The 6,546-nt window shown below is 35.6% G+C and carries 7 protein-coding genes; 6 read left to right on the top strand and 1 reads right to left on the bottom strand.

What is annotated here, in order from left to right:
* Window positions 1-136: 136 nt before the first annotated feature.
* Window positions 137-1,855 (bottom strand): VanW family protein, encoded by a 1,719-nt coding sequence (locus EFD62_RS10810; RefSeq protein ID WP_128706095.1) that lies wholly within the window; start codon window positions 1,853-1,855, stop codon window positions 137-139.
* A 592-nt stretch (window positions 1,856-2,447) separates the two neighbouring features.
* Between EFD62_RS10810 and EFD62_RS10805 the strand changes: the two genes are divergently transcribed.
* The 6 genes from EFD62_RS10805 to EFD62_RS10780 all read left to right on the top strand — a co-directional run bounded on the left by EFD62_RS10805 (window position 2,448) and on the right by EFD62_RS10780 (window position 6,522).
* A complete protein-coding gene (locus EFD62_RS10805) occupies window positions 2,448-2,771 on the top strand; it encodes a YaaL family protein (RefSeq protein WP_069195415.1) in 324 nt (107 codons plus the stop codon).
* Between the two features lie 159 nt (window positions 2,772-2,930).
* Window positions 2,931-3,203, top strand: coding sequence for a pro-sigmaK processing inhibitor BofA family protein (locus EFD62_RS10800; protein WP_407921091.1), 273 nt, complete (start codon window positions 2,931-2,933; stop codon window positions 3,201-3,203).
* A 286-nt stretch (window positions 3,204-3,489) separates the two neighbouring features.
* Window positions 3,490-4,068: a 2-oxoacid:acceptor oxidoreductase family protein gene (locus EFD62_RS10795; RefSeq protein WP_069195417.1), complete on the top strand. Its 579-nt coding sequence runs from the start codon at window positions 3,490-3,492 to the stop codon at window positions 4,066-4,068.
* Window positions 4,065-4,373, top strand: a complete 309-nt coding sequence (locus EFD62_RS10790; protein WP_069195418.1) for a 4Fe-4S binding protein — start codon at window positions 4,065-4,067, stop codon at window positions 4,371-4,373. Before EFD62_RS10795 ends, EFD62_RS10790 begins: the two co-directional genes overlap by 4 nt.
* Before the next feature lie 16 nt (window positions 4,374-4,389).
* Entirely contained in the window at window positions 4,390-5,574 is a 1,185-nt protein-coding gene (gene porA, locus EFD62_RS10785; RefSeq protein ID WP_069195419.1) for a pyruvate ferredoxin oxidoreductase, read from the top strand.
* Between the two features lie 12 nt (window positions 5,575-5,586).
* Window positions 5,587-6,522 carry a thiamine pyrophosphate-dependent enzyme gene (locus tag EFD62_RS10780; RefSeq protein WP_069195420.1) on the top strand — a complete coding sequence of 312 codons (936 nt, stop codon included), beginning with the start codon at window positions 5,587-5,589 and terminating at the stop codon, window positions 6,520-6,522.
* The last annotated feature ends 24 nt before the right edge of the window (window positions 6,523-6,546 follow it).

The raw sequence follows: 6,546 nt of genomic DNA, 5'->3' as shown, positions 1-6,546 counted from the left end.
ACCCCTTTAGGGGTGGTTTGTGAAGGTGTGCGGTTGGCGAAACCTTCAGTGAGCCTTTTAGGCTCTGCCAAGTAACATGCCCTTATAGGGCAAGAGCAAACCACCCGTTTGACGGGTGGTTATGATTGAAATTTTTTCAGATAAGTGTTTCATCGATAATTTCGTTTGGAAGCGTTGAATCAGGTGTTGGCTCGGGGGTTGGCTCAGATGTTGGCGTTAATGTTGCTCCCGGGATGACCGATTGAGGTTCTTCAATCTTGGCAACTTTTTTGGTACCCCTCTTAATTATGGTTTCATAAGGAACATAGGTACTTCTATGAATCTTGTCATTGCTTACAATATTACCACCAATTTTCACTATCTTATATGTGTCTACTGTATATCCGGCATATCCTGACTGGACTACTACCGTTTGGCCTTCTTCAAGGTTTGGATCGTCTACATATTTGATAGGTGATGGCTTGCTTCCAACCTGAACATGTTTTATTTCTATAGTTTTTCCCGCATCTTCCTTTGTACCATATATTGTAAATGATATGGTATTGTTCTTAACACTAGACATAATTTTTATTGGCCAGTTTGTGTTGTTTTTAAATTTGAAATCCAATTCATTGTATGCTACAGCAGCATCTCTTCCTAATGGAATATAGGAAACGGTAAACATATGATTTTGTCTTTCTATTGTTTCCAAGTCAGAAAAAAGTACTGCACCGTACAGAGTTGATGATACTTGGCATACTCCTCCACCGACTCCGTCTACTATTTTACCGCTAACATATTCTTTTGCAGTCTTAAATCCATTTCCCACAGTTCTAGGACCAACTATTTCATTAAATGAAAACACTTCACCGGGAGCAAGGATTTTGCCGTTTATTTTTGATGAAGCAACACCTATATTTACACCTCTGTTATAGTTATTTTGACCGGATGTGGAAAATGAGGTGCTTACATTTCCAAGAACATCTTTAAAGAGCTTTGCACTTACATCATCCGTTGTCATTTTTGGTTGTGTAAATTTTACAGGAAGTAATACTTCTTTGTCTATGTAATTCTCATTTTCCTTAACTATGCTAAGAAGCTCCGACTTGGATATTTCACGGCCAAACTCATGAGGAATAATCCTGGTATTATTGTTTTCAACAGCTACCTTTGCATCAACCGGTTCTGATACTATCTGATTATATATATCATCAATGTCAATAGCTTTGGGCATAGTTGTAATAACAGGAGCATCGAAGGTTCCACCGGTACATGTCTTTATTGAGTTATCAATAATATCCAGAACTTTATTTTTATCTATTGATTTGCCCGGATGGCCGGTTCTTAAGGTTACTTTGCTGTCCTGTATGGAAAGACCTACTTCTTTGACCGAAACCAGTGTTTTGAAATAGAAATCATCAATTATATCATTCACTTTATCCGAATTATAGGAATAGTCTAAATTGAGTTGAAAACCTTCTCTACTGGTATTAAAAATCTCAGACAACCTTGCAAATATGTTTCCTTTCCTTCCTACATCAAAAGCCTTTTGTGCAGCTTCTTCAATTTCATATTTCAAATCTATTTTAGACAAGTCAATTTCTGCCGTCACATCGTTTTCATTTAAAATAATTTTTAATTCATTTGACTTATCTGAATATTTAGATTTGAGAGAATCACAAATGTCACTAAAGGTCATTTTACTAACGTTGATATCATTTATAAAAACACCATTATAAACTCTATCATAGGAGAGCGTAGAATAAATAAAAAAGAAGGATAATACTAGGCAGACTAATATTAATGCCGATAGGCTGATTAATATTATTTTAGTTCTTGGGTTTAAACTTTTCTTTTGAACCACAGGGTCAGTCATATAAAACACTCCAAATCAAATTTATTTTATTAATTAATACTAACATAAAAATAGACGTACTTTTGTGAAGTTTAGTTCGAGTAAACTGCATTGATTGCTTTAAATATCTAAAATTAACATTATTCCTTATCTTGGGATAATTATATTATCGCAAGTTTGCTGCAAAAAAACAATATATTATTAAATGAAAATATGTAAATTATTGCTTTTAATAATTTAAATCCTTCAATGTAATTATCGGTTAAAGAGCTTTGATTGCTTATGGTTTAGGGCTATATATTAACTCATATTTCAGAGGAATATTATACCAATCTATAAAAATCGTTCAAACAGAAATTTCCGATTATAGAAAATACTTTTATTTCTATCTACCTTAAAAGCCATTAAGCCTGCAAAGTTTGTGTTCCATAAGAACCATCGCTTTTATATTTTATTGCTAATATAGTGTATTAATGAATAAAGTATTTGGTCAATAATCATACAAAATGTATAGTAAAGGTAAAATCTGCTTATACTTATTAATGTATGAAACTGTATTTGGTTTATGAATATTATGGAAGTAAAGATTAAAAAATAATATAAGGTGATTAATATGGACTTGAATATACAAAAAAATCTTAACATTAGATTTCTGAAAAACGCTATTTTTGCAAAAATATCCAGTTTGTTGGTAAAAGGAAAAAGCGAATTAACAGAAGATGATGAGTTTAAAGAAATTGAAGAACTGATAAAATGCATTAAAGATGCCAAAAAAGAGTGGCTAAGTGCCAATTCCAATTTTGAGCATGCCATCGACAGTGAAATCATAGATTATTATACCTACGAGATAAAAGCTTATCAGTTAAGATACGAGTATCTTCTGAAAAAGGCAAAGGAAAAAGGAATTAAAGTTAATGAAGACAGCGTCATCCTCTAGTATTCTAACTCTACTTTTACTATGATTAGGCTTATTTTTGTAATAAATTATTGACCAGGCCTATATATTTATTATGAAAGGTTTTTTTATTAGCAGGTGAAATATAAACCTGATGAGTTGATTTGAGAGTACAAAGGTGAAAGTGGAGTGAGGATGCATATGTTTATTGAATATAATACAATATTTGCCTATATTATAGGGATTATACTTTTATATTTTTTAGGCAAGTTCTTAGTTGTTCCGATGAAACCTGTCTTAAAACTTCTATACAATGGTCTTATAGGGGGAATCGCCATTCTGGTGATAAACTTTGTAGGAGGGAATTTTAACTATCAAATTGCATTAAATCCTCTAACAGCATTTATTATAGGTACGTTGGGAATACCTGGGGTACTTATGATAGCAATTCTAAAATATCTTTTCGGGATATAAAATTAATTCTGAATTTAGAATAATACCCTTTTTATTGATTTTAAATTCTATGCAATACATAGTCAAAAAAAATTAAAACTTTGTGTAATTCTATAAGAACTTGTATACAAAGAACATAGAAAGAGCAAATCAACATAGATATCAAGCCTTTTCGAATTTAGATTTCTTGACAAAAAATTGACAAAGAATTATACTTGAAACTGTATTAATCTACGTTTTTGATAATACAAAGCTGAATTATTTTCAGCATAAAATTTCTTATAAATAAAATAAGGAGGATTACCACATGGGCAAGGTTGTTGAAATCAGATGGCATGGGCGCGGCGGACAAGGTGCTAAGACTGCATCGCTTTTGCTGGCTGATGCTGCATTCAATACCGGAAAATACATACAGGGTTTTCCGGAATACGGTCCTGAAAGAATGGGCGCACCGATTACGGCTTATAACAGGATAAGCGACGATAGACTCACCATTCACAGCAATATTTATGAGCCAGATTATGTTGTAGTTGTAGATGACACTCTTTTGGCATCCGTTGATGTTACAGCAGGTTTGAAGGAAGATGGAGCTATTATTGTCAATACTACAAAAACTCCTGACGAAGTAAGACCTTTGTTAAAGGGTTATAAGGGAAAGGTTTGCACAATTGATGCGAGAACAATTTCTATTGAAACATTAGGAAAGTATTTCCCAAACACCCCAATGCTTGGTGCTGTTGTGAAGGTCAGCAAGATAATGGACGAAAAAGAATTCCTTGACGATATGGTTGGTTCATTCAAGCATAAGTTTGCAAGTAAGCCTGAGGTTGTTGAGGGCAACATAAAGGCTCTTGAAAGGTCAATGCAGGAGGTGAAGGGATTATGAGCAAGAAAGAATTAAGAGATATAAGACCTGATGTTAACTGGAAAGAAATAACACCGGGCGGAGTAATCGATTCATCTGGAAATGCACATCTTTTTAAAACAGGCGATTGGCGTTCAATGAAGCCTATCTGGAATGAGGAAAAATGCAAACAGTGTTTGCTTTGCAATCCGGTATGTCCTGACTCATCCATAAAAGTAAATGAAGAAGGAAAAATGACAGGTATAGATTATGATCACTGTAAAGGATGTGGCGTTTGTGCAAAGGTTTGTCCTTTCAAAGCCATAGACTTTGTAGAGGAAGTATAAAGGAGGGAAATACGTAATGGCAATAAGAGAAAGACTTAGCGGTAATGAAGCAACAGCGATTGCTATGAAACAAATAAATCCTGATGTAGTTGCAGCATTCCCAATAACACCATCTACAGAAGTTCCCCAATATTTCTCAACTTATGTTGCTGATGGGGTTGTTGATACAGAGTTTGTTGCAGTAGAGTCAGAGCACAGTGCTATGTCTGCATGTATAGGTGCTCAGGCTGCAGGTGGAAGGGCAATGACTGCTACATCTGCAAATGGTTTGGCATTTATGTGGGAGGCTTTGTATATAGCAGCAAGTTCGAGACTTCCGATTGTATTGTCAGCTGTAAACAGAGCGCTTTCAGGTCCTATTAATATACATAACGACCACAGCGATACTATGGGAGCTAGAGATTCGGGATGGATACAGATATACAGTGAAAACAATCAGGAGGCATATGACAATATGCTTATGGCACACAGAATCGGTGAGCACCCTGATGTAATGCTTCCTGTTATGATCTGTCAGGATGGATTTATCACTTCTCACGCTATAGAAAATATCGAATTGGTAGAAGATGATAAGGTTAAGGCTTTTGTTGGCGAATATAAGCCAGCTCATTCTCTTCTCAACAGAGAAAATCCTATTTCTGTAGGTCCTTTGGATTTGCAATTACATTATTTCGAACATAAGAGACAGCAGGCACAGGCAATGGCGAATGCTAAGAAGGTAATTCTTGAGGTATCGGAAGAATTCTATAAGCTTACAGGAAGAAAGTATGGACTGTTTGAAGAGTACAAAACCGATGATGCAGATGTTGTTATTGTTGTTTTGAACTCCACTGCCGGTACTGTAAAATATGTTATTGATCAGTATAGAGCAGAGGGCAAAAAGGTTGGTTTGATAAAACCAAGAGTGTTTAGACCTTTCCCTGTTGATGAATTGGCAGATGCTTTATCTAAGTTTAAGGCAGTAGCTGTTCTTGATAAGGCAGACAGCTTCAATGCAGCTGGAGGACCTTTATTTACTGAGATAACAAGTGCTCTTTTCTCAAAGGGAGTATTTGGTCCTAAGGTTATAAACTATATTTTCGGTTTGGGTGGAAGAGACGTTAAATCTAATGATATTGAAATTGTTTATGACAAATTATTAGAAATCGCAAATACAGGTAAGGTAGACTCAGTATACAATTACCTTGGCGTTAGAGAATAGGAGGTGCGATAAATGGCTTATAATTTAAAAGAAGTAGCTAAAAAACCGGAAAGGCTTACTGGCGGACACAGAATGTGTGCAGGTTGTGGAGCTCCGGTAGTTGTTAGACAGATACTTAAGGCATTAAAGCCTGAAGATCATGCAGTTATATCAAGTGCAACAGGTTGTCTTGAAGTTTCAACTTTCATTTATCCATATACAGCATGGACGGATTCCTTCATTCATAGTGCTTTTGAAAATACCGGTGCTACAATCTCCGGTGCAGAGGCAGCTTATAATGTAATGAAGAGAAAAGGAAAATTTGAAGGTGAGGCCAAGTTCATCGCATTTGGTGGTGACGGAGGAACATATGATATAGGATTTCAGGCATTATCCGGAGCAATGGAAAGAGGACATGACATGGTTTATGTGTGCTACGACAATGGAGCATACATGAATACTGGTATTCAGAGATCTTCTGCAACTCCGAAATATGCTGATACTACAACTTCACCAGCAGGTAAGAAGATACCCGGTAAAATGCAGCCAAGAAAAGACCTGACAGAAATAATGGCAAACCATCATATACCTTATGTTGCTCAAACTGCTCCTATAGGGAATATGAAGGACCTTTATGAGAAGGCTGAAAAGGCTATTTATACACCTGGACCTGCATTCCTTAACGTATTGGCTCCATGTCCTAGAGGATGGAGATACAACACTCCTGACTTGATGGAATTGAGTAAGATGGCTGTTGAAACATGCTTCTGGCCTCTTTATGAGGTTATTGACGGCAAGTATATAATAAACTACAAGCCGAAGACAAAACTTCCTGTTAAGGATTTCTTGAAACTCCAAGGAAGATTTAAGCATCTCTTTAAGGCAGGTAATGAATACATGTTGGAAGAGATACAGAAGGAAGTTGACAGCAGATGGGAAACACTGCTGAAACTAGCTGGAGAAGCATAATAGCAATAAAGTAAAGTTTGAATA

The sequence above is a fragment of the Acetivibrio mesophilus genome, from assembly GCF_004102745.1.
In the GTDB taxonomy this organism is placed as follows: Bacteria; Bacillota; Clostridia; order Acetivibrionales; family Acetivibrionaceae; genus Hungateiclostridium; species Hungateiclostridium mesophilum.
Note: the sequence above shows the minus strand (reverse complement) of the source record. Positions and strands in the feature narration are given on the sequence as shown.